Genomic DNA, 25,403 nt, shown 5'->3' on the forward strand with positions numbered 1-25,403 from the left:
GATAGCGCATACCCTGTAGGAGCGAGGCTTGCCCGCGAAGGCCATCGGCACGCTGGACCTGCGGATTACAACTCAGCCGCCAACCGCGATCCCTGGTTGATCGCCCGCTTGGCATCCAGCTCCGCCGCCACGTCCGCGCCGCCGATCAGGTGTACGTTCTGCCCTGCCGCCGTCAGGCCTTCTTGCAACTCGCGCAGCGGATCCTGCCCGGCGCAGATCACGATGTTGTCCACCGGCAGCACCTGCGGCTCGCCCGCTTCGCCGATGCGGATGTGCAGGCCGTCGTCATCGATCTTCACGTACTCGACGCTGTTGAGCATCTGCACCTGCTTGTTCTTCAGGCCCGTGCGGTGAATCCAGCCGGTGGTCTTGCCCAGGCCATCGCCGACCTTGGATTTCTTGCGTTGCAGCAGGAACACTTCACGGGCCGGAGCATGGGGCGCCGCCTTGATCCCGGCGACACCGCCGCGCGCTTCCAGATGCGTATCGATGCCCCACTCCTTCCAGAACTCATCACGGTTCAGGCTGGTGGCCTGGCCCTGGTGAACGAGGAATTCGGAGACGTCGAAACCGATACCGCCCGCGCCGATCACCGCCACGCGCTTGCCCACCGGCTTGCGCTCGAGCAGCACGTCCAGGTAGCTCAGCACCTTGGCATGCTCGACACCGGGAATCGCCGGCACACGCGGCGCAATACCGGTCGCGAGGATGATTTCGTCATAGCCTCCCTCAACCAGCTTCTGCACATCCACACGAGTATTCAGGCACAGCTCGACGTTGGTGGTCTGCAACTTGCGGCCGAAATAACGCAGGGTTTCGTAGAACTCTTCCTTGCCCGGCACACGCTTGGCGACGTTGAACTGGCCGCCGATCTCGCTCGCCGAATCGAACAGCGTCACCTGATGGCCACGCTCGGCGGCCACCGTCGCGGCAGCCAGACCCGCAGGGCCGGCGCCGACCACGGCGATTTTCTTCAGTTGCTGCACCGGCAGGTAATTGAGCTCGGTTTCATGACAGGCCCGCGGGTTCACCAGGCAACTGGTCAGCTTGCCGCCGAAGGTGTGGTCCAGGCACGCCTGGTTGCAGCCGATGCAGGTGTTGATTTCGTCGGCACGACCTTCGGCCGCCTTGTTGACGAAGTCCGCGTCGGCGAGGAACGGCCGCGCCATGGACACCATGTCGGCATCGCCTTCGGCCAGGATCTGCTCGGCCACTTCCGGGGTGTTGATGCGGTTGGTGGTGATCAGCGGGATTTTCACCTCGCCCCGCAGCTTGGCCGTGACCTTGCTAAATGCGGCGCGTGGCACCTTGGTGGCGATGGTCGGAATGCGCGCTTCGTGCCAGCCGATACCGGTATTGATGATGGTCGCACCGGCCTGCTCGATGGCCTTGGCCAGTTGCACGATTTCTTCCCAGGTGCTGCCGCCTTCCACCAGATCGAGCATCGACAGGCGGAAGATGATGATGAAGTTCGGGCCTACCGCTTCGCGAACCCGGCGCACGATTTCCACCGGCAGGCGCATGCGGTTTTCGTAGCTGCCGCCCCAGCGGTCGGTACGGTGGTTGGTGTGGGCGGCGAGGAACTGGTTAATGAAATAACCTTCCGAGCCCATGATTTCCACGCCGTCGTACTCGGCCTGCTGCGCCAGGGTCGAGCAGGTGACAAAGTCGCGGATCTGCTTCTCGATACCTTCCTCGTCCAGCTCCTTGGGCTTGAACGGGTTGATCGGCGCCTGAATGGCGCTTGGCGCGACCTGCTTGGGGCTGTAGGCATAACGGCCGGCGTGGAGAATCTGCATGCAGATCTTGCCGCCCGCCTCGTGCACCGCGCGGGTCACGATCTGGTGCTTGAGCGCCTCTTCCTCGGTGGTCAGCTTGGCGGCGCCGGAGTACACGCCGCCCTCGTCGTTCGGGCCGATACCGCCGGTTACCATCAGGCCGACACCGCCACGGGCACGCTCGGCGAAATAAGCGGCCATACGTTCGAAACCACCAGGCTTTTCTTCAAGGCCGGTGTGCATCGAGCCCATCAGGGTGCGGTTGCGCAGCGTGGTGAAACCCAGGTCCAGCGGGGCCAGCAGGTTCGGATAATGAGCGGCGGTCATCGGTAGGCTCCACAACGATCAATCACGGAAAAGTGGGGGCGCTCTGCGGCGTCCCTCTGTCATGTGTTACAGACTATGAGTACTCGAAGGCCGTCTCAATGACCGTAACTCACAAGTTATTGATTAAAATGCGCAGCAGGCCTTGGCAACTACCGGCATGAGCCATACCCTAGGCATCGAACCCTGCACAAGGCCGTTGACTGCTTTCCCATGCGCAAATTTCTGTACCTGACGTTCTCCATGGCGTTGATCGCCGCCCTCACGACCTACGCCATGTGGGCCGCAGACCGTCCCGCGGGGCATTATCTGTCCGACCTGAGAATCGACCTGGCGATCGACCGGGGCACCCCTGCCGACCGTGGCAATCTGCTGGGCATCCAGCCCGAACTGTTCCCCACCGACTATCAGAGCCCCGAGCGTCTGCATCGCAAGCTGGCGGCCTATCTGCAAAAGGCCCGGGAACAGGGTCTGTTGAACGAAAAAACCATCGTCGTGCTGCCTGAACACGTCGGCACCTGGCTGATGGTCAGTGGCGAAAAGGATGAGCTGTACCAGGCCACCACCCTCGAAGAAGCCATGAACTGGCTGGCGGTAAGCAATCCATTGAAGTTCGTGCGTGCACTGATCAGCGCCGAGGGCGGCAGCCGCCTGGATGACGCGCACCTGCGCATGAAAGCCAAGGGCATGGCCAAGGAATATCAGGCGCTGTTCGGCGGTCTGGCGAAAGAATTTCGCGTGACGCTGGTGGCGGGCTCCATCGTATTGCCCGAGCCCAGCGTCATCGACGGCACCCTGAAAATCGGCCGTGGCGCGCTGTACAACAGCAGCGTCGTGTTCAGTCGCGACGGCGTGCCGATCGGCCAACCCCAGCGGCAGATGCACCCGGTTTTCGAACAGCAGGACGCGATCAAGGCCAATGGCGAGCACACCCTCAACGTCGTCGATACTCCGGCCGGTCGCCTGGGAGTGCTGATCGGCAACGACAGCTGGTACCCGGACAACTACCGCAAGCTTGATGAACAGCAAGCCCGCATCGTCGCGGTGCCGGCGTTCGTCACCGGGCGTGGAATCTGGGATCAACCGTGGCGCGGTTACAAGGGTTCACAGGCGCCCGCCTCCGTCAGCCTCAAGGCCGGGGAACTCAGCGAAGGCCAGGCCTGGCATCGCCTGATCCTGACAAGCCAGGCCCCGTCCAGCCGGGCCGTCGCCGGCATGAGCGTATTCCTGCGCGGGCAGTTCTGGGATCAGTCCAGTGCCGGGCAAAGCTTTCTCACCAGCAACGGCCAGCACTTCGCCGACGGCAACGTGCGTGGCGCGCGTCTGCTGAACCTCTGGCTGTAGGCCATGAAACCGTTGCAGGTGCGTCTCGGCGATCTTTCGGTGGGCTTCGTGCACAGCCTGGCTGACGCCGTGCGCAGCCATGATCTCGACCCGCAACCGCTGCTGGAACAATACGGCCTGGATGCCGCCCGCCTGGCTGAAGCCGGGGCTCGACTGTCGATCCCGCGCTACATGCGCCTGGGCCACAGCGCCATCCAGCTGACCGACGACCCGGCGCTCGGCTTGCGCATGGGCCAACTCGGTCGCCTGAGCCAGCTGGGTCTCGCCGGCGTCACTGCCGCCCAGGCACCGACGGTGCGCGAGGCGGCGCGCTGCCTGATCCGCTTCGAGGCGCTGTATGGCTCCAACTATCGCGGGCAATCGAGCTTTCACGAAGACGCCCAGGGCGCCTGGCTGCGCTTCTACTCCATCAGCCCGTACAACAGCTACAACCGTTTTGTGGTGGATTCGATCATCGCCGGCTGGCTGCATCATCTTTCCAGCCTGAGCCCTGCTCCGCTGCGCGCGGAGCGCATCGACATCGAATTCGAACGCCCCGACTACCATGCCGCCTATGAAGTGCTGGGCGATTGCCCGATCCAGTTCGGCGCCGAACACAATCAACTGCGTCTGAGCCTGGCCAGCCTCGCGCAGCGCAACAGCGAGCATTGCCCGAGTACCTGGCGCCACTTGCTGCAACTCTGTGAGCGGGAACTGGAGCAACTGACGCGCACCCGCAGCCTGCGTGAACGTATCACTCAGATGCTGGGGCCGTTGCTCAATGGTGGCCGGGAACCCGACCTGGAAGAAGTGGCGGCTCGCCTGAAGCTGCCCGTCTGGACGCTTCGCCGCAAGCTGGCCGAAGAAGGCACGCAGTTTCGCGCGATCCTCAATGACACCCGTCGCGACCTGGCCATGACCTACATTCGCGATACGGAATTGGCGTTCGGTGAAATTGCCTACCTGCTGGGGTTTGCCTCAGCCGAAGCCTTTCAGCGCGCGTTCAAGCGCTGGATGGATCAGACGCCGGGCGAGTTTCGCCGTAGTCGCAGAGGAGCAGTTTGAAGCTATCAGCTTGAAGCTGTAACCCTACAGCTCGGTAGCGTCTTCAGCTGGTTCCAACGGGTCCAGTTCGAATGCCTGATATTCGAGCAGTTCTTCTTGATAGTCGTCCATTTTGAATCCCCCACCGCTCGTTTAAATAGTCCGAATAGTTGACCGACGCTTTGAGCATAAAGTGCCCACATGAAATAAAAATGACGCGGGCACGACACTTCGTCGGTACTGTTTAAAACGTAGCAGGCAGTCAGAAATTTATCGAAGGTTATTTTCGTAACAAAATGCGGGGCTGCGAAGTGTTTGATGCGGGTCAAACTTTCCCGGCGGTGCGGGACCGTCGAGGGCTCGATCGGTCCCGTTTTGCCATCACTGTCCCGTGATGGGCATGGCCTGGATTGGCTCGGATGGAGGCGGAATATCCGTGGGATTGGCTGGCGGCGTGATGACTTCCGTCGCGGGCGCCGGCTCGGTTGGCGGGGTCGCGGTAATCGGGGCGGCTTCAGGCGGTGGCGCTACCGGCTCGGACGCGGCCGGCATGGCGTCCGCAGGCGCAGCAGGCGCTTGTGCGGCGGGAACAGGTTCTGCTTTGGTTTCCGGAGCCAGGGACGCGGGAGCAGGCGCTGCTTGCGGCTCCGGCATGCCCAGATCGGCTTTCGGCTTATCGGGAATATGCGCCGCTTCTTTGACTTCCTTGGGCAGGAACACTTCCACCAGCGCAAAGAAACGCTCGTAGAACTTGGACGACGAGACCGTTTCGCTCGCGACCTTGACCATCGAATCATCCGACGAACCGATCGGCATCGAGACCGAACCCAGCACGCCTACGCCCAGGCTTGCGGAGTTGTTGGTTTTCTTCAGTGCGTACTGGTCCTGAAGGGCGTTGGCAAACACCGTGGCGTGATGCCCGGCGCTGCCGTCTTCGGCACAGACCACACTGAAACTGATTTCCATGTGGGTTTCGCCGGTCTGCTGGAAGCTCTTGTGCCCGCTGACCAGCTTTGGATCGCTGCTGGTGATGATGTAGCCCTGGCTCAGCAACGCCCGGCGAGCAGCTTCACAGCTCTGTGCATCGGTAACAGGATAATTGCGGGAGAAGGTCCCGGAATCGTCGAAGTTCTCATGCTCGTAGATCGCGGTTTTCTTGGACGAGCAACCGGCGGCAGCGGCCAGCACCAGCGCCAACCCGGCAACACGCATGGGAAATGATTTAAACATTGAACATCCTGCTGAAAACGGTTCGGGGCGTATTGTGCAACAGATCGATGCTTAGCGTCGCACCGATTGTGTCTTAAAACAGTTACAGGAGTGTTGACTCCGTTATTTGGCATTAATCCCCCACGTCCGTCGGGCGCTCGGGAACAAAAAACCCCGGCTATATGGCCGGGGTTCTTGTGTAACGCGAGATTTCAAACAGACATCAGTAGCGCTTGATGTCCGCTTCGCTTTCCAGCTGTTTGCGGTAAGCGGCGAAGTCCTGCTGGCCAACACGCGAAGCGAGGAAGCGACGGTATTGAGCCTTCTCTTCTTCAGTCGGCGTGGCGGCGTCGTTGACACCGTTCAGACGAACGATCATCAGGCTGCCATCAGGCAAGGTCACGCTGGTGAAGGTCGGCTTGTCCTTGGCAGTCGGCTTCGGCATGCGGAACAGCGCCTGCAGCACGGTTGGGTCGACCCCTTCCTGAGCGCGGTTCGCAGCTTCAGTGACCTTCCAGTTCTGGCCATCGATCGCAGCGTTCAGCGCGGTCTTGCCATCGCGCAGGCTGGCGATCAGCTCGTCAGCCTTGGCCTTGGCGGCAGCACTGGCGTGCTCCTTGGCCAGTTGGGCGCGAATCGGACCGGCAACCTCTTCCAGCGGCAGTTGCGCAGGCTTGAGGTGCTCCTTGGCGCGCAGTACCACAACGGTTTCCGGATCCAGCTCGATGGCGGTGCTGTTGGCACCCTCATCCAGCACTTCCGGGCTGAACGCCGCGGTGATCACGGCACGGTTGGCGGTAATGCCTTCACCGCCATCACGACCGAATGGCTTGGAGGTGTGAACGGTCAGCTTCAGGTCTTGCGCCGGCTGAGCCAGATCGGAGGCTTCGAAGGAGGCGTCTTCCAATTGCTTGGTCGCTTCGACGAAACGCTGTTCGACCTGCTGGGTTTTCAGTTCGCGGGTCAGCTTGCCTTGAAGGCTGGCGAAGGTCGGCACTTCAGGTGCTTCGACGCCCAGCAGCTTGATCAGGTGGAAACCGAAGTCGGTGCGAACCGGCTCGGAAACCTGGTCCTTGGCCAGCGAGTACAGGGCTTTTTCGAACGCCGGGTCATAGACACCAGGACCTGCGTAACCGAGGTCGCCGCCATTGTTCGCCGAACCCGGATCCTGGGAGAATTCCTTGGCCAGCGCCTCGAATGTCTCGCCCTTGGCCAAACGGGCCTGGATTTCTTCGATCTTCGCCTTGGCTTGCGCTTCGGTGGTCTTGTCGTTCACTTCGATCAGAATGTGCGCAGCCCGGCGTTGCTCGGACAGGTTCGCGATTTCCTTCTGATACGCCGCTTGCAGGTCTTCGTCCTTGACGCTGACCTGATCGAAGAAGGAAGCCTTCTTCAACTCCAGGTAATCGATGACCACCTGATCCGGGGTCATGAATTCCTTGGCGTGTTCGTCGTAGTAGGCTTTGACTTCGTCGTCGGTCAGCTTGACCGCTGCCGGGTCAGCCTTGATGGTCAGGGAAGCGAAATCGCGGGTCTGTTTTTCCAGACGGGCGAAGGCCAGAACCTGTGCATCGGTGACGAAACCGCTACCAGCGAGACCGGCGCGCAGTTGGCCGATCAGCATTTCCTGGGCCAGCATCTGGCGGAATTGCATACGGCTGTAGCCGAGTTGGCGAATCACCTGGTCGAAACGGTCGGGACTGAACTTGCCATCCACCTGGAACTCAGGCGTTTGCAGGATGACCTGGTCCAGGGCCGCTTCGGAGAAAGCGAATTTGGAGCCTTCTGCGCCTTGCAGCAGCAGTTTGCGATCGATCAGGCCCTTGAGCGCCGATTCGCGCAGCATCTTCTCGTCGAGCAAGGAAGCGTCGAAATCCTTGCCCAGTTGCTGCATGAGCTGACGGCGTTGCATGTCGACCGCCTGGCTCAGATCGTTCTGGCTGATTGCATCGCCATTGACCTGCGCCGCCTCGTTCTTGTGCGTCGTAGCCTGAAAAATGGCGTCGAAACCGGTCAGGGCCATCAGTACAACGATGACCCCGATAATTGTCTTGGCAATCCAGCCTTGTGAATTGTCCCTGATGTTCTGCAGCATGCGTCCCCCAAAAACGGTTGAACTTCAAAAATTAGGCAACCGTGGAGCGTGGGTAGAATCCGGATAGAAGAAAGGCGCATCCGAGGATGCGCCTTCTCGTAACTGGCGAAGCGGACCGATGACTCGAATCTGTGAGCCCCGGCGTCTCGGACCGGCGAATTGCCGACTGGACTACCGCTCCGCGGCCAGGTCAGGCATGACCCTGACCCGGACAGGCAAAAAACTGAATCGAACTTAGTTGACAGCTTCTTTCAGTGCTTTACCGGCTTTGAAACCTGGTTTTTTGGCTGCTGCGATTTCCAGAGTCTTACCGGTCTGTGGGTTACGACCGATGCGAGCTGGACGATCAGTTACGGAGAAAGTACCGAAACCAACCAGAACAACGGAGTCGCCAGCCTTGAGAGCGCCAGTGACGGATTCGATTACAGCGTCCAGCGCACGGCCAGCAGCAGCTTTCGGGATATCAGCGGATGCAGCGATAGCATCAATCAGTTCCGACTTGTTCACTCTAAGTCCCCTTATATCTATTTGAGTATGATTCTAAGTTTTTTTGGTGAAAGCAAAAACAGTGCTGAATGGCCTACAGACACTTAAGAGCCGCTTTATAACAAGGGCTCTAAAAAACTGTCAACAAGCCCCCCAGCCAAATACGTATTAATGCGTGCTAATTCTTTCCTTGGAATCGGACTCGCGTTTTTCATCCTTCGCGACAATCTCCGGAGCCACATCCGGCAAGGGCTCCGGCGCGTATTGCAGCGCAATTTGCAGGACTTCGTCAATCCATTTAACCGGTTTAATCTGGAGATCCTGCTTGATATTGTCAGGAATCTCCTTCAAATCGCGAACATTCTCTTCGGGAATGATCACGGTCTTGATTCCACCGCGATGAGCTGCGAGCAGTTTTTCCTTCAGACCGCCAATCGCCAATACCTGACCACGCAAAGTGATCTCACCGGTCATGGCCACGTCCGCACGCACAGGGATGCTGGTCAATGCCGACACCAGCGCCGTGCACATGCCTACACCGGCGCTTGGGCCGTCTTTCGGCGTGGCCCCTTCCGGCATGTGGATGTGGGTGTCGCGCTTCTCGTGGAAGTCCAGGGGAATGCCCAGGCTCTTCGCGCGGCTGCGCACCACGGTCTGCGCTGCGGTGATGGATTCGACCATCACGTCACCCAGGGAACCGGTCTTGATCAACTGGCCCTTGCCCGGTACGACAGCGGCTTCGATGGTCAGCAGTTCGCCACCCACCTGAGTCCACGCCAGACCGGTCACCTGACCGATCTGATCCTGTTGCTCGGCCAGGCCGTAGCGGAATTTGCGCACGCCCAGGAAGTGTTCCAGATCGTTCGCGGTGACCTTCACCGAGAAGCGTTTTTCCAGCGCATGTTCCTTGACCGCCTTGCGGCAGACCTTGGCAATCTGGCGCTCCAGGCCACGCACACCGGCCTCGCGGGTGTAGTAGCGAATGATGTCGCGGATCGCTTCCTCGTCGAATTCCAGCTCGCCTTTTTTCAGGCCATTGGCCTGGATCTGCTTGGGCGAAAGGTATTTGACGGCGATGTTGATCTTCTCGTCTTCGGTGTAGCCAGGCAGACGAATGACTTCCATCCGGTCCAGCAGCGCTGGCGGAATGTTCATGGAGTTCGAGGTGCAGAGGAACATCACATCGGACAGGTCGTAGTCGACTTCCAGATAGTGATCGTTGAAGTTGTGGTTCTGCTCAGGATCGAGCACTTCCAGCAACGCAGACGCAGGATCGCCGCGCATGTCGCTGCCCATCTTATCGATTTCATCGAGCAGGAACAGCGGGTTGCGGACGCCCACTTTTGTCATCTTTTGAATCAATCTTCCCGGCATCGAACCGATGTAGGTACGGCGATGACCACGGATTTCCGCCTCATCACGCACGCCACCCAGAGCCATGCGCACGAACTTGCGGTTGGTGGCGTGGGCTATCGACTCCGCCAGGGAAGTTTTACCGACCCCTGGAGGACCTACCAGGCACAGCACCGGACCACGAATTTTCTTCACGCGTTTTTGCACGGCGAGGTATTCGAGGATCCGCTCTTTGACTTCTTCCAGACCGTAGTGATCGGCATCGAGAATGTCTTCTGCGCGCGCCAGATCCAGGCGAACCTTGCTCTGGGCCTTCCACGGCACCTGAACCAGCCAGTCGATGTAGGAACGAACCACGGTGGCTTCAGCGGACATCGGCGACATTTGCTTGAGCTTGTTCAGCTCCGCCGTTGCCTTGGCCAACGCATCTTTTGGCAGGCCGGCGGCGTCGATACGCTTCTTCAGCTCTTCGACTTCGTTGTGACCCTCGTCGCTGTCGCCGAGCTCTTTCTGAATGGCCTTCATCTGCTCATTCAGGTAGTACTCGCGCTGACTGCGCTCCATTTGCTTTTTGACGCGACCGCGAATGCGTTTTTCGACCTGCAGCAGATCGATTTCGGCATCCAGCAACGCCAGCACGTGCTCGACACGGGCCGACAAATCGATGATTTCGAGGATTTCCTGCTTCTGTTCGATCTTCAGCGCCATGTGTGCGGCCATGGTGTCTACCAGGCGCCCAGGCTCGTCGATGCTGTTGAGCGACGACAGAACTTCAGCCGGGACTTTCTTGCCCAGCTGCACATATTGCTCGAACTGCGACAGCAGGCTGCGCACGAACACTTCCGACTCGCGCTCTGGCGCGTCGACTTCGTCGATCAACGAGACTTCGGCACGGCAATGGCCGTCCACTTCGCTGAAGCGCTCAACGGTGCCCCGCTGCTCGCCTTCGACCAGAACCTTGACCGTGCCATCAGGCAGCTTCAGCAGCTGCAGGACGGTGGCAATCGTACCCACGCGGTAAAGTGCGTCTTCACCCGGATCATCGTCGGCAGGGTTTCTCTGGGCCAGCAGAAGAATCTGCTTGTCGCCCGTCATCGCGGCCTCGAGGGCTTCGATGGATTTCTCGCGCCCCACGAACAGCGGGATAACCATGTGCGGATAAACCACGACATCACGCAATGGCAGGAGAGGCAATTCGATGGTTGTCTTCATGATTTCGCCTCTACGGCGGCCTTTCGGCCGGAAACAGATGGAATTAAGCGTGAAACCAAGATGGGGGCTAGGTTGGAAAAAAACAAGCGGATAAAAAAACGACTTGGAAGATTGTCGGATCAAGACCTGAACCCGTGGCCACGTCAGAAAACTGGCTGACCGCCCGCCCCTGCCCTTCACACGCAAAGCTCGTGCCCATAAAAAAGCAAAAGGGGCCCGAAGGCCCCTTCTTTGTACCGGCTGCGTGACGCTTAAGCGTCTGGCGCGGCCTTGGCAGGTTTCTCATTGTTCTCGTAAATGAACAATGGCTGAGACTTGCCTTCTATAACGCTTTCGTCGATCACTACTTTACTCACATCGGATTGCGATGGGATTTCATACATAGTGTCGAGCAACACACCTTCGAGAATCGAGCGCAGGCCGCGAGCACCGGTCTTGCGTTCCAGCGCGCGCTTGGCGACGGCTTTCAGTGCGTCTGCACGGAATTCCAGGTCCACACCTTCCATCTCGAACAGCTTGGCGTACTGCTTGGTCAGAGCATTTTTCGGCTCGGTGAGAATCTGCATCAGCGCAGCTTCATCGAGCTCGTCCAGCGTGGCAAGAACCGGCAGACGACCGACGAATTCCGGGATCAGACCGAACTTGACCAGATCGTCAGGCTCGACTTCACGCAGGGACTCACCGACTTTCTTGCCTTCTTCCTTGCTGCGCACTTCTGCGTTGAAGCCGATACCACCTTTGGTGGAACGGTTCTGGATGACCTTCTCGAGACCCGAGAACGCACCACCGCAGATGAACAGGATGTTACGGGTGTCGACCTGAAGGAATTCCTGCTGCGGATGCTTGCGACCGCCCTGAGGCGGAACGGAAGCGACCGTGCCTTCGATCAACTTGAGCAGGGCCTGCTGCACGCCTTCACCGGAAACGTCCCGGGTGATCGACGGGTTGTCGGACTTGCGCGAGATCTTGTCGATCTCGTCGATGTAGACGATGCCCATCTGGGCTTTTTCCACATCGTAGTCACATTTCTGCAGCAGCTTCTGAATAATGTTCTCGACGTCCTCACCCACGTAACCGGCCTCGGTGAGGGTGGTTGCGTCGGCGATGGTGAACGGAACGTTCAGCAAGCGGGCCAGCGTTTCGGCAAGCAGGGTTTTACCCGAGCCTGTCGGGCCGATCAGCAAGATGTTGCTCTTGCCGAGTTCGACGTCGTCAGCCTTTTTGTCACGCTGGTTCAGACGCTTGTAGTGGTTGTACACCGCTACGGCCAGAACCTTTTTGGCACGTTCCTGACCAATCACGTATTGATCAAGGATGCCGCTGATTTCTTTAGGCGAAGGCAATTTATGCGCGCTGCTCTCGGCCTGTGCTTCCTGCACCTCCTCACGGATGATGTCATTGCACAGGTCGACGCACTCGTCGCAGATAAAGACCGAGGGGCCGGCAATCAATTTACGTACTTCATGCTGGCTTTTGCCACAGAAGGAGCAATAGAGCAGCTTGCCGTTGTCCTCGCCGTTGCGGGTGTCAGTCATTCGTTCGATCCAAATCCGATAGGCTTGCAACACAAGATGAAGGCTATTGCGGGCTTTTTCAAGCCCGCAAATGATCGGAAAAGCCGACCACCCTCATTTTGAGCTGCTTATTTTAAGCTGGGCGCTGGGTGATCACTTCGTCGATCAGGCCGTATTCACGCGCAGCCTCTGCACTCATGAAGTTGTCGCGGTTGGTGTCGCGCTCGATCTCTTCAAGGGTGCGACCGCTGTGCTGGGCCATCAGCTTGTTGAGACGCTCACGAATGAACAGGATTTCCTTGGCGTGGATTTCGATGTCCGAAGCCTGACCCTGGAAACCGCCCAACGGCTGGTGAATCATCACTCGGGAGTTCGGCAGGCAGAAACGCTTGCCGGGAGCACCGGCAGTCAGCAGGAAAGCACCCATGCTGCACGCCTGACCGATACAGGTGGTCGACACGTTTGGCTTGATGAACTGCATGGTGTCGTAGATCGACATGCCGGCAGTCACCGATCCGCCCGGGGAGTTGATATAGAGATGGATGTCCTTGTCCGGGTTTTCCGCTTCAAGGAACAGCAATTGCGCACAGATCAGGTTGGCCATGTAGTCCTCTACAGGACCTACCAGAAAGATCACTCGCTCCTTGAGAAGACGCGAGTAGATGTCATAGGCGCGCTCGCCACGAGCAGATTGCTCGACAACCATCGGGACCAGGCCGCCTGCGGCCTGGATATCAGAGTTCTGCTGAATATAAGAATTACGGAACATGCTCTGCAGTCACTCCCAAAATAGTTAGGTCTTGAAAACGCATAAGCCAGCACGAATGCTGGCTTATGGTGTGTACTTCTTGACGCAGGAACAATCAGTCGGCTTGTGGAGCTTCTACCGGCTTGACCGCTTCTTCGTAAGAGACCGATTTGTCGGTCACGCTAGCTTTCTGCAGAACAGTATCCACAACTTGCTCTTCCAGCACAACCGAACGAACTTCGTTCAGTTGCTGGTCGTTCTTGTAGTACCAGGACACTACTTGCTCAGGCTCTTGATAGGCGGAAGCCATTTCCTGAATCATTTCGCGAACGCGGGTTTCGTCTGGCTTGAGGTCGAATTGCTTGACCACTTCAGCCACGATCAGACCCAGTACAACGCGGCGCTTGGCTTGCTCTTCGAACAGCTCGGCGGGCAGTTGGTCAGGCTTGATGTTGCCGCCGAACTGCTGAACAGCCTGCACGCGCAGACGGTCAACTTCGTTGGACAGCAAAGCCTTTGGCACTTCGATCGGGTTGGTGGCCAGCAGACCGTCCATTACCTGATTCTTGACCTTGGATTTGATCGCCTGACGCAGTTCGCGCTCCATGTTCTTGCGAACTTCGGTGCGGAAGCCGTCCAGACCGCTTTCCTTGATGCCGAATTGAGCGAAGAACTCTTCGTTCAGCTCTGGCAGGGTTGGCGCGGAAACGCTGTTCACGGTGACGGTGAACTCGGCGGTTTTGCCAGCCAGATCCAGGTTCTGGTAGTCCTCTGGGAAGGTCAGGTTCAGAACGCGCTCTTCACCAGCCTTGGCGCCCACCAGGCCTTCTTCGAAGCCAGGGATCATGCGGCCGGAACCCAGAACCAGCTGGGTGCCCTTGGCGGAACCGCCAGCGAATACTTCGCCGTCGACCTTGCCAGCGAAATCGATGTTCAGCTGGTCTTCGTTCTGGGCAGCACGCTCGGCCACTTCGAAACGGGTGTTCTGCTTGCGCAGGATGTCCAGCATCTTGTCCAGATCGGCGTCTTCGACATCAGCGCTCAGGCGCTCTACGTTAATACCGTCGAAACCGGCAACGGTGAACTCAGGGAACACTTCGAATACGGCTACGTATTCCAGGTCCTTGCCTGCTTCCAGGGATTTTGGCTCGATCGATGGCGAACCAGCCGGGTTCAGCTTTTGCTCAACCACTGCTTCGTAGAAGGAGGACTGGATCACGTCGCCTACAGCTTCCTGGCGAGCTTCAGCGCCGAAACGACGCTTGATTTCGCTCATTGGCACTTTGCCTGGACGGAAGCCAGCAATCTTGGCCTTTTGGGCAGTCTGCTGCAGACGCTTGTTGACCTGAGTCTCGATGCGCTCAGCCGGCACGGTGATGCTCATGCGGCGCTCAAGAGCAGAAGTATTTTCAACAGAAACTTGCATGGATATTCCTCGTTGCACAGACGTTAGCCGGCCGTTTCCGACCCCAGAATCAAGGGCATGCATTCTAGTGGGTCAAACTCAAGAAGTCACCCTACTGAAAACGGGTAAAAACACAGCAGGCAATTTATAGGTGCGAATGCACGGATGCACCTCGCCCCGGTGGCAAATACAGCCAAACATGCCAGGGCTCTGCGCCAACCCTTCTATATATAGAAGAGGTTGCCAATCATCTCCCTGACAGCCGAACTTGCGAGCAAGTCGGCAGGCAGCGCGGCATCATCGAGAAACATAAATACGACGAAACGCCCTGCCCTTGCGACCCCGGACCAGCAGTCGCCGAACCACTGAAACAAAAAAGGCGCCAGACTGTTAAATCTGGCGCCTTTCGGAATATGGGGTGGACGATGGGGATCGAACCCACGACAACGGGAGTCACAATCCCGTGCTCTACCAACTGAGCTACGCCCACCATATCGCGTTACTTGTGCCAATGCTGCCTAATGGCGCACCCGGCAGGACTCGAACCTGCGACCATCCGCTTAGAAGGCGGATGCTCTATCCAGCTGAGCTACGGGCGCCTTATTAATCTGTACCCTTGAAGGACTACAAACTAAATGCTTTCCAGTCGTTGCAGAACCTTGATTCCGCTTGACCTTCTTAACCAGTGCTAGGCTGTGCCCGACAAGTGCGACGAATAGTATAGAGCCACCTGTAGGTCGTCAAATCCTTTTTAAAAAAAATTCATTTAATTAAAGGAGTTAGGGGAATTTGCAGACCAAGCGCCTTTGCCCTCACCGCATGACATGCGAGAATGCGCTCTCTTTTTTTCCCCTCTCGATGGTTAATCACGCGCAATGACTGCACAACTTATCGACGGCAAATCGATCGCCGCCAGCCTGCGCCAGCAGATCGCCCAACGCGTCAACGAGCGTCGCCAGCAAGGCTTGCGCACGCCAGGCCTCGCGGTGATCCTGGTCGGCAGCGATCCTGCCTCTCAGGTTTATGTCTCGCACAAGCGTAAAGACTGTGAAGAGGTCGGCTTCCTGTCCCAGGCCTACGACCTGCCTTCCGAAACCACTCAAGAAGCCTTGACCGATCTGATCGATCGCCTCAATGACGACCCGGCAATCGACGGCGTCCTGTTGCAGCTTCCCCTCCCCGAACACCTGGACGCCTCGAAACTGCTCGAGCGCATTCGTCCGGATAAAGACGTCGACGGTTTCCACCCTTATAACGTCGGTCGCCTGGCCCAGCGTATTCCGCTGCTGCGCCCATGCACCCCAAAAGGCATCATGACCCTGCTGGAAAGCACCGGAGCCGATCTGTACGGAATGGACGCAGTCGTCGTCGGCGCTTCCAACATTGTCGGCCGCCCGATGGCGATGGAACTGCTGCTGGCTGGCTGCACCGTGACCGTGACCCACCGCTTCACCAAAGACCTGGCCGGTCACGTCGGTCGTGCCGACCTGGTGGTCGTGGCTGCCGGCAAGCCTGGCCTGGTCAAGGGCGAGTGGATCAAGGAAGGCGCGATCGTGATCGACGTCGGCATCAACCGCCAGGATGACGGCAAGCTGGTCGGCGACGTTGTCTACGAAACCGCCCTGCCCCGCGCCGGCTGGATCACTCCGGTGCCGGGTGGCGTAGGCCCGATGACCCGCGCCTGCCTGCTGGAAAACACCCTGTACGCCGCCGAAGCCCTGCACAGCTGATACACACTGCACAGGCAAATCAGCGACACAAGGAACCCCGCCACGGCGGGGTTCTTTTTTGCCCGCCGAACAGTCATGACCATCCGCCGGAAAGTGACTTTTTTTTCATGTTTCCAACGACTTTCACGCCACCCTCGAACAACCATCGACAGTTATTCAGCCATACTCCAGAATGTCGCGCTTTTACGAAATAGCCCGTTACATAACGGCGTATCAACACTTTATGAGTCTGCCAGCGTGAAAATCCGTCTTTCCATCCTGAGCCTAGTTTTTGCACTTACAGGGACTTTGATCACGCCACTTGCCAACGCCGGCGAAACCACCGCCGCACCTCGAGACACCTCGAAACTCAAGCTCGCTTCCGGCAGTTCGTTGTTGCTGGATATGCAGACCAACAAAGTCATCTATGCCAGCAATCCAGATGTGGTTGTCCCCATCGCTTCGGTCAGCAAACTCATGACCGGCCTGGTTGTGGTTGAAGCCAAACAGAACATGGATGAGTACATCAACATCGACATCAGCAACACGCCGGAAATGAGAGGCGTGTTTTCCCGGGTCAAGCTCAAAAGCGAAATGCCACGCCGGGAAATGCTGCTGATTGCCTTGATGTCGTCCGAGAACCGCGCAGCCGCCAGTCTCGCGCACCACTACCCGGGCGGTTACGCCGCGTTCATCGCCGCGATGAATGCCAAGGCAAAGGCTCTGGGGATGACCAACACGCACTTCGTCGAGCCGACCGGTCTGTCGCCGCGCAACGTCTCGACCGCTCGCGACCTGAGCAAGCTGCTGGTCGCCGCGCACAAGTACCCGCTGCTGACCGAGTTGAGCACCACCAAGGAAAAGACCGTGTCGTTCCGCAAGCCCAACTACAGCCTGGGCTTCCGCAACACCGACCACCTGGTGCGCAAGCCGGACTGGAACATCGAGCTGACGAAAACCGGCTTCACCAACGAAGCCGGCCACTGCCTGGTGCTGGTGACGTACATGGGTAATCGCAAGGTGGCGATGGTCATCCTCGATGCCTATGGCAAGTACACCCACTTTGCCGATGCCAGTCGCCTGCGCAATTGGGTCGAGACCGGCAGAAGCGCCGATGTGCCTTCGGTTGCCCTGCAATACAAGTCGGACAAGAACCTCAAACAGCGCCAGAGCGGTGTGGTTGAGGCCTCGAAGTAACCACGTAATCGCCAATAAAAAACCCCGACTTGTCGGGGTTTTTTATTGCTTCGATCAATCATTCGGCAACGGCATCTTATCGTCATCCGGAATGCCATCCCCCTTGCTCGGATCGTTCCAGCCCTTGGGATGTTCCGTCGGCGCCACGGCAGGCCGGGCCAGCGGATCACGCAGCGGACTGTCCGGATCCATCACCGGATCGACGCTTTCCTCAGGCGTCGTCGGAACATTTTCCGGACGTTTGTCGTTAAAGCTCGAGTCAGTAGACATACGCACCTCCATCGCAGCTAAGGTTTCAGATCACCCAGCGGGTCATAGGGTTTTGACGGCGCCTTGGGATTGTCACCCGGCTTCACGTCTTTGGGTGCCTTGGCAGGCCCGACGGGATCGACCTGAGGGTCGTCGAGGTCCGGGGAATCGGGATCGAACCCCAACTCATCGCCGGACGAATGCTCGGATGAGTGTGGACCGGAAGGGGTATTGGAATATGCCATGAACACCTCCTGTGAACGAAGCCCGGAGATTCCGGGCCTTGTCCTTCAGATGGCCTGCATGCAGTACGGTGCCCGGCAAATGACGAACGGCCTCAGTGCGTGGACAACGCCTGCCTGGCCTGGGCCGCCGCCTGCTCCCGGCCAGCCTGCGCCAGGTCGTTGGCCGCCTTGAGCCAGCGCTGCTTGTCGACCTCGGCCGGAATCTGCGTCGGCGACTGAATCAGCACCGCCCAGCCACCGGCATCCTTGAACGCCGACTCGAACGAGCCGAAGCTCATCATCTGCCGCTGCTCCATACCGGCGCGCAACAGCACGGTCTGCTTCTGACGGTTGTACCCGGACAGAATCGCATAACGCGGTTCGGACCAGAACGCCGTACCTTCAGTGAAGCGCACCATAACCGGGAAACCCGCCGCCACTTGGGTCAACAGTGCCGGCAAATTGTTGTCCAGCGGATAAACCACCATTCCGTATTCCCGGGCAACGTTCTGCATGTTCTGCTGCAACTGAGCCTCGCCGCCCGGCAGATGCAACGATTTCTCGAGCAACCCCGGCGTGATCACGATGCCCTGTTGGGACAGCATGCTCGCCAGCACCTGAGGCCCGCTCTGATTGGCCACACCGCGATAGAACCTGCCGCTGAGCTCGACCCGCTCCGGCAAACGCTTGATCTGCGGCGAAACGCTGCCGGCGCAACCAGCCAGACCGGCGACGCAGCCGACGATGACCGCCGCTGAAAGAAATCGAGAAATTACCCGCACCATGATCACTCTCTTCTTCAGATGCCAGGCAATCCGCTTCCCGGCTTGGCTGTGGATCATAGGACGCCCGGCGGCGTCGGTATAGCCTTAACCGGTAGTCGAGGGCTTTGCATAGAGCAAACTGGTTGGTGACAGTCGACCTTCGGTCAATAGCCTGAAACAACCCAGCGACTAGACTGTCACTTGAAAGGTGTGTGTGCCCGCCGCAGGGCAAAGAGGAGGCATCGATGAGCCTGACAATGACGATCGTGATGTTGATTTCCGGCTGGCTGGCCGTTGCCGCCGCCATGTTGTGGGGTGTTCTGCGCATTGCGCGTCGCCACCATCACCCCGTTCAACCGGCCAAGCGGGTACAGCCCGAAAAAACCACGAGGCGTCACGCCACCGCCCACTGACTGCACTTTCAATCTTAATAAAAAACGGCCGCCTGCTGTCTTTCGAGAGCAGGCGGCCGTTTCATTTCAGCCCAGCTTACGCTTCAGCGGTCAGACGCTTCTGCTTGGCCCGGCGGGACATCATGTTCAGCACCTCGATCGCCGCCGAGAATGCCATCGCCGCGTAGACGTAGCCTTTCGGTACGTGGGCGCCGAAGCCTTCGGCGATCAGCGTCATGCCGATCATGATCAAGAAGCCCAGCGCCAACATCACCACGGTTGGATTGTCGTTGATGAACTTGGCCAGCGGATCAGCCGCCAGCAACATCACCAGTACCGACACCACCACCGCGATGATCATGATCGGCAAGTGCTCGGTCATGCCGACAGCGGTAATGATGCTGTCGATGGAGAACACCATGTCCAGCATCAGGATCTGGCCGATCGCCGCGGCAAAGCCCAGGGTCACGGTCGAGGTCTTCGACGTCGGATCTTCCGGCGAAGGGTCCATGCTGTGATGGATCTCGGTGGTAGCTTTCCAAAGCAGGAACAGACCGCCGGCGATCAGGATCATGTCCTTCCAGGAGAATGCCTGACCGAAAATCTCGATCACCGGCGCCGTCAACTGGACGATGAACGCGATGGTGCTAAGCAAGCCCAGACGCAGGATCAGCGCCATGCCGATACCGATGCGCCGTGCCTTCTGCCGGTGCTGCTCAGGCAGTTTGTTGGTCAGGATCGAGATGAAAATCAGGTTATCGATGCCGAGCACGATTTCCATAACCACCAGGGTGGCCAGGGCGACCCAGGCGGTGGGGCTTGCAGCTAACTGTAAAAGGTATTCCATGGGTCAGTCCTGACTCGCTGTGAGACGGTTTAGATTTCCTGGGAAGACGATTCGGTTTTTTCCGATTCTTTTTCCGATGATTCTTTTTTGCTGATCAAGCCGCCAGTGGCCTCGCTCAATGCCTGTTCGGCGGCCTTGTGGGTGTCGTCGATGGCCTGCTTGGCACTTTCGGCAGCCTTGCCCATCAGTTGCTGAGCGCTTTTTTCGGCCTGATCACAGCCGGCCAGAACCAGTAAAGACGTTATCAGCAGCGCCGTGGTTTTAAGCTTCATGATGCTTTCCTCGATAGAACGAAACGGGCCACAGCGATGGCCCGTTGATAGCGATGCATTCTAGGGAGATGAACACTTCAGGAAAATTCGTATTTTTGGCGGCTATACTTCGGTTTTTACGAATCCGAAATAGGGCATTCACCACATGCTGAACTACCGACAACTGCACTACTTCTGGGTCGTCGCCAAGACCGGCAGTATCGTGCGCGCCTGTGAGCAGTTGAACCTGACGCCCCAGACCATCAGCGGGCAGATCTCATTGTTCGAACAAACCTATGGCATCGAGCTGTTCCGCCGGGTCGGCCGGCAGCTGGAGCTGACCGAAGCCGGTCGCCAGACCCTGCCCTACGCCGAACAAATGTTTCAGCTGGGCGGCGAGCTGGAATTGATGCTGCGGGCTCAGCCCAACGAACAGCAGATCCTGTTTCGAGTCGGCGTGGCCGATGTGGTGCCCAAGTCCATCGTCTATCGCCTGATCGCACCGACCATGGAGCTGACCGAACCGCTGCGCATCACCTGCCGCGAAGACAAGCTCGAACGGTTGCTCGCGGACCTGGCCATCCAGCGCCTGGACCTGGTGATTTCCGACAGCCCCATGCCGACCCACCTGGACATCAAGGGCTACAGCCAGAAGCTCGGCGAATGCGGGATCAGCTTTTTTGCCACAAAGGAATTGGCGACACGTTACGGCCAGGATTTCCCCCGCAATCTGCACGGCGCACCGTTGCTGATTCCCGGGGCGGAAACCGTGGTGCGCAGCCGCTTGCAGCGCTGGTTCGCCGAGCAGCAGATCCAGCCGCAGATTGTCGGCGAGTTCGATGACAGTGCCTTGATGCAGGCCTTCGGCCAATCCGGCAGCGGAATTTTCATCGGCCCCAGCGTGATTGCCGACGAGGTGAAACGCCAGATGGGCGTGGAGGTGATTGGCCAGACCGACGCGGTGAGCGAGTCGTTCTACGCCATTTCGGTGGATCGCAAGGTCAAGCACCTCGGCATTGTCGCCATTACCGAAGGTGCCCGACGCGAGCTGTTTACAGCGCTGTAACGGCGTCCCGCGGCTTGAAGGTCATCAGCGCGATGGCCAGCAGGATCGATGCGAGGATCAAGGCGGCGGCAGCGAAACCCAGGCCTTGCAGGCCGACGCTGTCGATCACCCGACCGCCGATCATCGCGCCCAGGCCGATGCCGAGGTTGGCTCCAGCGATGTTCAGCGAGGCAGCAAATGCCGGCGCTTCCGGAGCGGCCTTCATCAAACGCACATGGCTGACCAGGAACAACGCGGCCTGGGTAATACCCCAGATGCCCATCGCCGCCGCCAGACCCAAGGCCGAATGAATGTTCGGCACCAGCGCGACCAGCCCGGCGATCATAAAGGCGCAGAACATCATCGAAGCCACCAGCGGGTGCCGATCCACGGCGCGACCGCCCAAAGAGTTGCCGATCAGCCCGACCGCGCCGAAGCCCATCAGGCACCAGCCGACCACAGTGCCGTCGAAGCCGGCGAGGCGCTCAAGGATGTCCGCAAGATAGGTGTAGGCAGTGAACATGCCGCTGAACACCACGATCGACAGCAGCACATGCCCGACCATCAAGGGACTGCGCAGGATCTTGAATTGCGAGCGGAAACTGACCTGATGTTGATGCAGGTTGGTCTTCGGCAAATAGACAAACAGCAGCAACGCCTTGGCGAAGGCGATGACCGCCAGAATGGCGAAGGCGCTGCGCCAGCCGAATGCATCGGAAATCAGCGTGCCCACCGGAATGCCGAATACAGTGGCGCAGACGATGCCGAAGCCGATCTTGGCGATGGCGCGGCCGGCGAAGTCGGGGCCGACGATGTCCACCGCCGTCTCGCTGGCCAATGCCCAGAACACCGGCAAGCCCAAGGCCGGAACCAGTCGGGCAAAGGCCATCACCCAGATGTTCGGCGCCAATGCCGCCACGGTATTGGCCAGGCCGAACATGATCAGGATCGTAATGAACAGCTTGCGCCGCTCGAAGCGGGCGAAGAACGCGGTGAGGAACGGCCCGAACGCGGCGACGGTGAAGGCGAACAGCGTCACCAGCAACCCGGCCTGGGGGATACTGACGTCGAGATCACGGGCGATGGCCGGCAACAGGCCGACGATGACGAACTCCGTTGTCAGCACGGTAAAGCCGGCGGCCGACAGCAGAAGGATGGGAAACAGCATGCACAACTCCAGAAAACGACAACACCAGCGCTAGCCCGAAGGCCCACTGGCAGATTGAAAATGAGGATGGCGAAGCTTAACAGAGTGTGTCCAATCAGGCTTGCACGAACCTGCAAATCGGCTCCGGAAACCGGGTGGCAGATCGTCACACTTCTGAAGGAATGGCCCTACGCTGTGATAAAGTCCGCGCCCCGCGAAACGTACCCCCTGAACGTCGGCCATTTAAAGCCTCGATGTCACGTTACCCGCCCCGATAAATCCGAGATGCCGTTTTATGACAGCTTCATCCCCTTCTCTATTGCAACGCCTCAAACGCACCAGCCTGGTCACGCAGATCATCATCGGACTGATCGCCGGGATTGCCCTGGCGCTGTTCGCCCCTGAAGTCGCCAAGGCCACCGGTTTCATCGGCAAAGTCTTCGTCTCGGCACTGAAGGCCGTCGCGCCGATCCTGGTGTTCGTGCTGGTCATGGCGTCCATCGCCAACCACAAGCACGGCCAGGAAACCCATATCCGGCCGATCCTGTTCCTGTATCTGCTGGGCACTTTTGGCGCTGCCGTGGTCGCAGTGGTGGCGAGCATGATGTTTCCGTCGAGCCTGGTGCTGTCCACCGACAACCTGGCCGTCACCGCACCGGGCGGCATCGGCGAAGTGCTGCAAAGCCTGCTGCTGAGTGTGGTCGACAACCCGGTCAGTGCGCTTATGAACGCCAACTTCATCGGCATTCTGGCCTGGGCGATCGGCATGGGCATCGCCATTCGCCACGCCGGCGACACCACCCGAGAGGTGCTGGGTGATCTGTCCAACGGCGTGACCGTGATCGTGCGGCTGGTGATCAGCTTCGCGCCGCTGGGGATTTTCGGACTTGTTGCCTCGACCCTGGCCACGTCCGGTTTCGGCGCCCTGATCGGCTATGCGCACCTGCTGGCTGTATTGCTGGGCTGCATGGTGTTCGTGGCGCTGGTGATGAACCCGCTGATCGTGTTCTGGAAACTGCGCCGCAACCCTTTCCCGCTGGTGCTGATGTGTCTGCGGGAAAGCGGCATCACCGCGTTCTTCACCCGCAGTTCGGCGGCGAACATTCCGGTCAACCTGGAACTGAGCAAGCGCCTGGGCCTGCATGAGGACACCTACTCAGTGTCGATCCCCTTGGGCGCAACCATCAACATGGCCGGCGCGGCGATCACCATCACCGTGCTGACACTGGCGGCCGTGCACACCCTGGGCATCGCCGTGGACATCCCGACTGCGATCCTGCTGAGCGTGGTCGCGGCGATCTGTGCCTGCGGCGCTTCCGGTGTGGCCGGTGGTTCGCTGCTGCTGATCCCGCTGGCGTGCAGCCTGTTCGGCATCCCGAGCGAGATTGCCATGCAGGTGGTGGCGGTGGGCTTCATCATCGGCGTGCTGCAGGATTCGGCGGAAACGGCGCTCAACTCCTCCACCGACGTGCTGTTCACGGCGGCAGCTTGCCTGGGCGAAGAACGCCTGGCCTGACCCTGCTCCCCTGTAGGAGCCGAGCTTGCTCGCGATGGTCGCCAACGATAACGCTGGCAACCTGACACCCCGCGGTGTCTGGTCCTCCATCGCGAGCAAGCTAGCTCCTACAGGAAGCGAAAAGCAAAAAAACCCGCCTAGGCGGGTTTTTCGTATCCGGACGGTTTAGAACGCGCCCATGTAATCACGCTTGCCCACTTCCACACCGTTGTGACGCAGCAGCGCGTAAGCGGTGGTGACGTGGAAGAAGAACTGCGGCAGGCCGTAGGTCAGCAGGTAGGACTGACCGGTGAAGCGCTTCTCTTTCGGAGTGCCTGGACGGGTCACGATCTCAATGCCCTCCTTGCCGTTGATCTGCTCCGGCTTGATCTCGCCGATGAAGGCCAGAACCTTGGCGATCAGCGCTTGCAGTTCGGCGAAGGTGGTTTCGCTGTCGTCATACTTCGGTAGTTCGATCTCGGCCAGACGCGCGGAAATGCCTTTGCTGAAATCAACGGCGATCTGCACCTGACGCACCAGCGGGAACATGTCCGGGAACAGGCGGGCTTGCAGGAAGGCGTTCGGATCGATGTTTTTCGCGGTGGCGTGGGCTTCGGCCTTTTTCAACACGTCGCTCAGGGCGTTGAGCATTTGCTGGAGAACAGGAACGGAAGCGTCGTACAGGGAAATGGTCATGGTGGGTCTCTTGTGTGACAGGTGGGAAACGTCGGCCGAGATTATAGCCATGCCCGCCCGTGCTGCGGCTTGTCTTTTCTCGCGCAAGGATTAGGCTCGGCGGCTTCGACGGCATGCTTCGATTGCATAGGGAACAGCGTGATGAGCACTGAACAAGAAACGACATTCGACGAACCGCGCCTCAACAGCAGCGAAATCCGCATCCTCGGTTCTCTGATCGAAAAGCAGGCCACCAGCCCGGAATCCTATCCACTGACCCTCAATGCCCTGGTGATTGCCTGCAACCAGAAAACCAGCCGGGAACCGGTGATGAACCTGACCCCGGGCCAGGTCGGCCAGAGCCTGCGCGCCCTCGAAGGCCGCGGCTTTGCCAAACTGGTGATGGGCAGCCGCGCCGACCGTTGGGAGCACAAGGTCGACAAGGCCCTGGAACTGGTGCCTGCCCAGGTGATCCTCACCGGCCTGATGTTTTTGCGCGGGCCGCAGACGGTCAATGAACTGCTGACCCGCAGCGGGCGCATGCATGAATTCGAAGACGCCGAACAGGTGGTGCACCAGCTTGAACGCCTGATTGCCCGCGGTTTGGCGGTGTTGATTCCGCGCCAGGCGGGGCAGCGTGAAGACCGTTATACCCATGCCATGGGTGATCCGGCGGATGCCGAGGCGATCATGGCGGCACGGCAGAATCCGGTGGAGCGCAGTGGCGGTGGCGGGGTTTCGGTGGAGCGGATTGAAGAGTTGGAGGCGCGGATTGCGGCGCTGGAGGAGCGGTTGGCGCGGTTGGAATAAAGTGATTTGCCGGTGCATTGATGTTGGATGTACCGGCCTCTTCGCGGGCAAGCCCGCTCCCACAGGTTCCGTGTGTCGATCACATTATGTGTGGACACCACAGATCA

At 59.1% G+C, this 25,403-nt stretch carries 23 protein-coding genes and 2 tRNA genes; 8 read left to right on the forward strand and 17 right to left on the reverse strand.

Going from position 1 to position 25,403, the window contains the following annotated elements; all coding sequences use genetic code 11:
* Window positions 1-65: 65 nt before the first annotated feature.
* Window positions 66-2,105, reverse strand: coding sequence for an oxidoreductase (locus ACW9JE_RS15960; RefSeq protein WP_457433280.1), 2,040 nt, complete (start codon window positions 2,103-2,105; stop codon window positions 66-68).
* 210 nt (window positions 2,106-2,315) lie between these two features.
* Here ACW9JE_RS15960 and ACW9JE_RS15965 point away from each other — a divergent pair, with 210 nt between their 5' ends.
* Both ACW9JE_RS15965 and ACW9JE_RS15970 read left to right on the forward strand, forming a co-directional pair.
* Window positions 2,316-3,446 carry a nitrilase-related carbon-nitrogen hydrolase gene (locus ACW9JE_RS15965; protein WP_457433281.1) on the forward strand — a complete coding sequence of 377 codons (1,131 nt, stop codon included), beginning with the start codon at window positions 2,316-2,318 and terminating at the stop codon, window positions 3,444-3,446.
* Between the two features lie 3 nt (window positions 3,447-3,449).
* Window positions 3,450-4,490 carry an AraC family transcriptional regulator gene (locus ACW9JE_RS15970; RefSeq protein ID WP_457433282.1) on the forward strand — a complete coding sequence of 347 codons (1,041 nt, stop codon included), beginning with the start codon at window positions 3,450-3,452 and terminating at the stop codon, window positions 4,488-4,490.
* A 360-nt stretch (window positions 4,491-4,850) separates the two neighbouring features.
* On the opposite strand, the gene ACW9JE_RS15975 is transcribed toward ACW9JE_RS15970, so the two are convergent.
* The 9 genes from ACW9JE_RS15975 to ACW9JE_RS16015 all read right to left on the reverse strand — a co-directional run bounded on the left by ACW9JE_RS15975 (window position 4,851) and on the right by ACW9JE_RS16015 (window position 15,090).
* Window positions 4,851-5,699, reverse strand: coding sequence for a DUF2242 domain-containing protein (locus tag ACW9JE_RS15975; protein WP_457433283.1), 849 nt, complete (start codon window positions 5,697-5,699; stop codon window positions 4,851-4,853).
* Window positions 5,700-5,901: 202 nt separating this feature from the next.
* Window positions 5,902-7,773 (reverse strand): SurA N-terminal domain-containing protein, encoded by a 1,872-nt coding sequence (locus ACW9JE_RS15980; protein ID WP_457433284.1) that lies wholly within the window; start codon window positions 7,771-7,773, stop codon window positions 5,902-5,904.
* Between the two features lie 234 nt (window positions 7,774-8,007).
* Window positions 8,008-8,280, reverse strand: a complete 273-nt coding sequence (locus tag ACW9JE_RS15985; protein ID WP_002552737.1) for an HU family DNA-binding protein — start codon at window positions 8,278-8,280, stop codon at window positions 8,008-8,010.
* 147 nt (window positions 8,281-8,427) lie between these two features.
* Complete coding sequence (lon, locus tag ACW9JE_RS15990) at window positions 8,428-10,824, reverse strand: endopeptidase La (RefSeq protein ID WP_175379451.1); 2,397 nt, start codon at window positions 10,822-10,824, stop codon at window positions 8,428-8,430.
* A 251-nt stretch (window positions 10,825-11,075) separates the two neighbouring features.
* The gene (gene clpX / locus ACW9JE_RS15995; RefSeq protein WP_224534676.1) at window positions 11,076-12,359 is read right to left on the reverse strand and encodes an ATP-dependent Clp protease ATP-binding subunit ClpX; all 1,284 of its coding nucleotides are present in this window, start codon (window positions 12,357-12,359) and stop codon (window positions 11,076-11,078) included.
* Window positions 12,360-12,471: 112 nt separating this feature from the next.
* A complete protein-coding gene (gene clpP / locus ACW9JE_RS16000; RefSeq protein WP_224534674.1) occupies window positions 12,472-13,107 on the reverse strand; it encodes an ATP-dependent Clp endopeptidase proteolytic subunit ClpP in 636 nt (211 codons plus the stop codon).
* A gap of 94 nt (window positions 13,108-13,201) precedes the next feature.
* On the reverse strand, window positions 13,202-14,512 hold the full coding sequence (gene tig, locus ACW9JE_RS16005) for a trigger factor (protein ID WP_457433285.1): 1,311 nt from the start codon (window positions 14,510-14,512) through the stop codon (window positions 13,202-13,204).
* Window positions 14,513-14,905: 393 nt separating this feature from the next.
* A tRNA-His gene (locus tag ACW9JE_RS16010) sits at window positions 14,906-14,981 on the reverse strand.
* Between the two features lie 32 nt (window positions 14,982-15,013).
* Window positions 15,014-15,090 (reverse strand) — tRNA-Arg (locus ACW9JE_RS16015).
* A gap of 276 nt (window positions 15,091-15,366) precedes the next feature.
* Between ACW9JE_RS16015 and folD the strand changes: the two genes are divergently transcribed.
* Together folD and pbpG are read left to right on the forward strand one after the other, a co-directional pair.
* A complete protein-coding gene (gene folD, locus ACW9JE_RS16020) occupies window positions 15,367-16,221 on the forward strand; it encodes a bifunctional methylenetetrahydrofolate dehydrogenase/methenyltetrahydrofolate cyclohydrolase FolD (protein WP_224534670.1) in 855 nt (284 codons plus the stop codon).
* Window positions 16,222-16,458: 237 nt separating this feature from the next.
* Window positions 16,459-17,397: a D-alanyl-D-alanine endopeptidase gene (gene pbpG, locus ACW9JE_RS16025; protein ID WP_457433286.1), complete on the forward strand. Its 939-nt coding sequence runs from the start codon at window positions 16,459-16,461 to the stop codon at window positions 17,395-17,397.
* A gap of 54 nt (window positions 17,398-17,451) precedes the next feature.
* Here pbpG and ACW9JE_RS16030 read toward each other — a convergent pair whose 3' ends face one another.
* From ACW9JE_RS16030 to ACW9JE_RS16040, 3 genes are all read right to left on the reverse strand, one after another.
* Window positions 17,452-17,667 carry a hypothetical protein gene (locus tag ACW9JE_RS16030; protein ID WP_224534666.1) on the reverse strand — a complete coding sequence of 72 codons (216 nt, stop codon included), beginning with the start codon at window positions 17,665-17,667 and terminating at the stop codon, window positions 17,452-17,454.
* Between the two features lie 17 nt (window positions 17,668-17,684).
* Window positions 17,685-17,891: a DUF6021 family protein gene (locus ACW9JE_RS16035; protein WP_224534664.1), complete on the reverse strand. Its 207-nt coding sequence runs from the start codon at window positions 17,889-17,891 to the stop codon at window positions 17,685-17,687.
* A gap of 92 nt (window positions 17,892-17,983) precedes the next feature.
* Window positions 17,984-18,712 carry a peptidase C39 family protein gene (locus ACW9JE_RS16040; RefSeq protein WP_457433287.1) on the reverse strand — a complete coding sequence of 243 codons (729 nt, stop codon included), beginning with the start codon at window positions 18,710-18,712 and terminating at the stop codon, window positions 17,984-17,986.
* Window positions 18,713-18,879: 167 nt separating this feature from the next.
* Here ACW9JE_RS16040 and ACW9JE_RS16045 point away from each other — a divergent pair, with 167 nt between their 5' ends.
* Entirely contained in the window at window positions 18,880-19,047 is a 168-nt protein-coding gene (locus ACW9JE_RS16045; protein WP_175379460.1) for a hypothetical protein, read from the forward strand.
* 76 nt (window positions 19,048-19,123) lie between these two features.
* On the opposite strand, the gene ACW9JE_RS16050 is transcribed toward ACW9JE_RS16045, so the two are convergent.
* Window positions 19,124-19,873 carry a TerC family protein gene (locus ACW9JE_RS16050; protein ID WP_224534661.1) on the reverse strand — a complete coding sequence of 250 codons (750 nt, stop codon included), beginning with the start codon at window positions 19,871-19,873 and terminating at the stop codon, window positions 19,124-19,126.
* Window positions 19,874-19,902: 29 nt separating this feature from the next.
* Window positions 19,903-20,145 carry a hypothetical protein gene (locus ACW9JE_RS16055; RefSeq protein ID WP_224534659.1) on the reverse strand — a complete coding sequence of 81 codons (243 nt, stop codon included), beginning with the start codon at window positions 20,143-20,145 and terminating at the stop codon, window positions 19,903-19,905.
* Between the two features lie 145 nt (window positions 20,146-20,290).
* Here ACW9JE_RS16055 and nhaR point away from each other — a divergent pair, with 145 nt between their 5' ends.
* Window positions 20,291-21,190, forward strand: coding sequence for a transcriptional activator NhaR (gene nhaR, locus ACW9JE_RS16060; protein ID WP_457433288.1), 900 nt, complete (start codon window positions 20,291-20,293; stop codon window positions 21,188-21,190).
* On the opposite strand, the gene ACW9JE_RS16065 is transcribed toward nhaR, so the two are convergent.
* Window positions 21,177-22,337 (reverse strand): MFS transporter, encoded by a 1,161-nt coding sequence (locus ACW9JE_RS16065; protein WP_457433289.1) that lies wholly within the window; start codon window positions 22,335-22,337, stop codon window positions 21,177-21,179. The genes nhaR and ACW9JE_RS16065 overlap by 14 nt on opposite strands.
* Window positions 22,338-22,611: 274 nt before the next feature.
* On the opposite strand from ACW9JE_RS16065, the gene sstT reads away from it, so the two are divergent.
* The gene (gene sstT, locus ACW9JE_RS16070) at window positions 22,612-23,832 is read left to right on the forward strand and encodes a serine/threonine transporter SstT (RefSeq protein ID WP_457433290.1); all 1,221 of its coding nucleotides are present in this window, start codon (window positions 22,612-22,614) and stop codon (window positions 23,830-23,832) included.
* A gap of 165 nt (window positions 23,833-23,997) precedes the next feature.
* On the opposite strand, the gene ACW9JE_RS16075 is transcribed toward sstT, so the two are convergent.
* The gene (locus ACW9JE_RS16075; RefSeq protein ID WP_224534650.1) at window positions 23,998-24,507 is read right to left on the reverse strand and encodes a DUF1993 domain-containing protein; all 510 of its coding nucleotides are present in this window, start codon (window positions 24,505-24,507) and stop codon (window positions 23,998-24,000) included.
* Window positions 24,508-24,648: 141 nt separating this feature from the next.
* On the opposite strand from ACW9JE_RS16075, the gene ACW9JE_RS16080 reads away from it, so the two are divergent.
* Window positions 24,649-25,296 (forward strand): YceH family protein, encoded by a 648-nt coding sequence (locus tag ACW9JE_RS16080; RefSeq protein ID WP_224534648.1) that lies wholly within the window; start codon window positions 24,649-24,651, stop codon window positions 25,294-25,296.
* Window positions 25,297-25,403: the final 107 nt, after the last annotated feature.

The organism is Pseudomonas sp. SDO55104_S430, assembly GCF_054070595.1.

Coding starts and splice junctions, on each gene's coding strand:
- sstT (WP_457433290.1), top strand. CDS start 22,612: ATGACAGCTTCATCCCCTTCTCTATTGCAACGCCTCAAACGCACCAGC.
- ACW9JE_RS15975 (WP_457433283.1), bottom strand. CDS start 5,699: ATGTTTAAATCATTTCCCATGCGTGTTGCCGGGTTGGCGCTGGTGCTG.
- ACW9JE_RS16080 (WP_224534648.1), top strand. CDS start 24,649: ATGAGCACTGAACAAGAAACGACATTCGACGAACCGCGCCTCAACAGC.
- lon (WP_175379451.1), bottom strand. CDS start 10,824: ATGAAGACAACCATCGAATTGCCTCTCCTGCCATTGCGTGATGTCGTG.
- ACW9JE_RS15980 (WP_457433284.1), bottom strand. CDS start 7,773: ATGCTGCAGAACATCAGGGACAATTCACAAGGCTGGATTGCCAAGACA.
- ACW9JE_RS16035 (WP_224534664.1), bottom strand. CDS start 17,891: ATGGCATATTCCAATACCCCTTCCGGTCCACACTCATCCGAGCATTCG.
- ACW9JE_RS16030 (WP_224534666.1), bottom strand. CDS start 17,667: ATGTCTACTGACTCGAGCTTTAACGACAAACGTCCGGAAAATGTTCCG.
- ACW9JE_RS16075 (WP_224534650.1), bottom strand. CDS start 24,507: ATGACCATTTCCCTGTACGACGCTTCCGTTCCTGTTCTCCAGCAAATG.
- ACW9JE_RS15960 (WP_457433280.1), bottom strand. CDS start 2,105: ATGACCGCCGCTCATTATCCGAACCTGCTGGCCCCGCTGGACCTGGGT.
- ACW9JE_RS15970 (WP_457433282.1), top strand. CDS start 3,450: ATGAAACCGTTGCAGGTGCGTCTCGGCGATCTTTCGGTGGGCTTCGTG.
- ACW9JE_RS16050 (WP_224534661.1), bottom strand. CDS start 19,873: ATGGAATACCTTTTACAGTTAGCTGCAAGCCCCACCGCCTGGGTCGCC.
- ACW9JE_RS16055 (WP_224534659.1), bottom strand. CDS start 20,145: ATGAAGCTTAAAACCACGGCGCTGCTGATAACGTCTTTACTGGTTCTG.
- folD (WP_224534670.1), top strand. CDS start 15,367: ATGACTGCACAACTTATCGACGGCAAATCGATCGCCGCCAGCCTGCGC.
- ACW9JE_RS16040 (WP_457433287.1), bottom strand. CDS start 18,712: ATGATCCACAGCCAAGCCGGGAAGCGGATTGCCTGGCATCTGAAGAAG.
- ACW9JE_RS16045 (WP_175379460.1), top strand. CDS start 18,880: ATGAGCCTGACAATGACGATCGTGATGTTGATTTCCGGCTGGCTGGCC.
- ACW9JE_RS16065 (WP_457433289.1), bottom strand. CDS start 22,337: ATGCTGTTTCCCATCCTTCTGCTGTCGGCCGCCGGCTTTACCGTGCTG.
- clpX (WP_224534676.1), bottom strand. CDS start 12,359: ATGACTGACACCCGCAACGGCGAGGACAACGGCAAGCTGCTCTATTGC.
- clpP (WP_224534674.1), bottom strand. CDS start 13,107: ATGTTCCGTAATTCTTATATTCAGCAGAACTCTGATATCCAGGCCGCA.
- nhaR (WP_457433288.1), top strand. CDS start 20,291: ATGCTGAACTACCGACAACTGCACTACTTCTGGGTCGTCGCCAAGACC.
- ACW9JE_RS15965 (WP_457433281.1), top strand. CDS start 2,316: ATGCGCAAATTTCTGTACCTGACGTTCTCCATGGCGTTGATCGCCGCC.
- tig (WP_457433285.1), bottom strand. CDS start 14,512: ATGCAAGTTTCTGTTGAAAATACTTCTGCTCTTGAGCGCCGCATGAGC.